This is a genomic window from Globicatella sanguinis NBRC 15551 (genome assembly GCF_001552295.1).
Lineage (GTDB): Bacteria > Bacillota > Bacilli > Lactobacillales > Aerococcaceae > Globicatella > Globicatella sanguinis.
In genome coordinates this window covers 1-1,269 of record NZ_BCQX01000221.1, presented here as the reverse complement: position 1 = coordinate 1,269, position 1,269 = coordinate 1, and the positions used below count along the sequence as shown (strand labels likewise).

Sequence of the window (1,269 nt, the reverse complement as noted above, 5' to 3'; positions counted from 1 at the left end):
TGTATGGTATAATATATCTATAAAAACAAGGGGGTGAAAACATGTATCAAGGAATTGAGTGTAAGATCTATCCTAACGAAAAACAGCGTCAGTTAATTCATATGACCTTTGGTCATACCCGGTTCATCTGGAACGAAATGTTGGCCATGTTGAATGCGCGGTATGAAAACAATCCTGACCTTCAGATGCTGTCTTATAATGCGTTATCCGCTCTTATTCCGCAAATGAAGAAGGAATATCCCTGGTTGCGTGAAGTTGATAGCGTAGCTGTTCAATGTAGTGTTAAACGCTTATCCGAAACTTTTGTTCGGTTTTTTAAAGGTTATTCAAAATACCCAAAATTCAAATCAAAGAAGAACACCAAACAGTCGTATTTAAGTACCATACGTGGCAACAACATTCGTTTCAATGATAATCAACGGTATATTAAATTACCCAAGTTAGGTTGGGTAAAATGTAAGTCAAGTGTGCTTCACATTGAGAATGAACGCATAAAATCTGTCACCGTTAAATATACACCTAGTGGCGACTACTATCTCTCTCTTTTGGTCACAAGCGATAATCAAGCAATGCCCAAAACAGGGAATGTAGTCGGTGTCGATTTAGGTGTAAATGATTTAGCTATTACGTCTGATGGTCAAAAATATCAAAGTCAGCGACTGCATTTGTCTTATAAAAAACAATTACATTATTGGGAAAAGCGAATGGCCCGTAGACGTTTACAAGCCAAAAAGAACGGTGTAGCTTTAGTGGATGCGAAAAACTACCAGCAAGCCAAACGCCAAGTTGCCCGTATTCATCAACGTATCAAGAACATCCGTAAGGATTACATTCATAAAATCACAACCGATATGGTTAAAAGTTATGACGTTATCGTACTAGAGGACTTAAAGACGACTAATATGATGAAAAATCATCAATTAGCTCGTTCGATCGCTGGCCAATCCTGGCGGATGTTTAGAACAATCCTAGAGGCAAAGTGCGAAATGTATGATAAGACATTTGTAGCGATTAATCCGTACAAGACGTCACAAAAATGTTCCAATTGCGGATATGATAGCGGTAAAAAAGCGTTAAATATACGTCATTGGACTTGTACGAAGTGTAATATGCATCACGATAGAGATATCAACGCAGCTAAAAATATATTAAATATTGGCCTGGAACAGGCCTTAGTTAAATAGCTTAGACCGCTGTTTTGCTTTGAAATAAGCGGAACAAGTCATGAGTGTTCCTAGAAACACGCCATTTTAATGGCGTTGTAGTTCA

At 37.9% G+C, this 1,269-nt stretch carries 1 protein-coding gene; it reads left to right on the top strand.

The genetic code is table 11. The features are described 5' to 3' along the window. The first annotated feature begins 41 nt into the window (after positions 1 to 41). Complete coding sequence (locus GSA01S_RS10210; protein WP_066127291.1) at positions 42 to 1,184, top strand: RNA-guided endonuclease TnpB family protein; 1,143 nt, start codon at positions 42 to 44, stop codon at positions 1,182 to 1,184. Positions 1,185 to 1,269 lie beyond the last annotated feature (85 nt).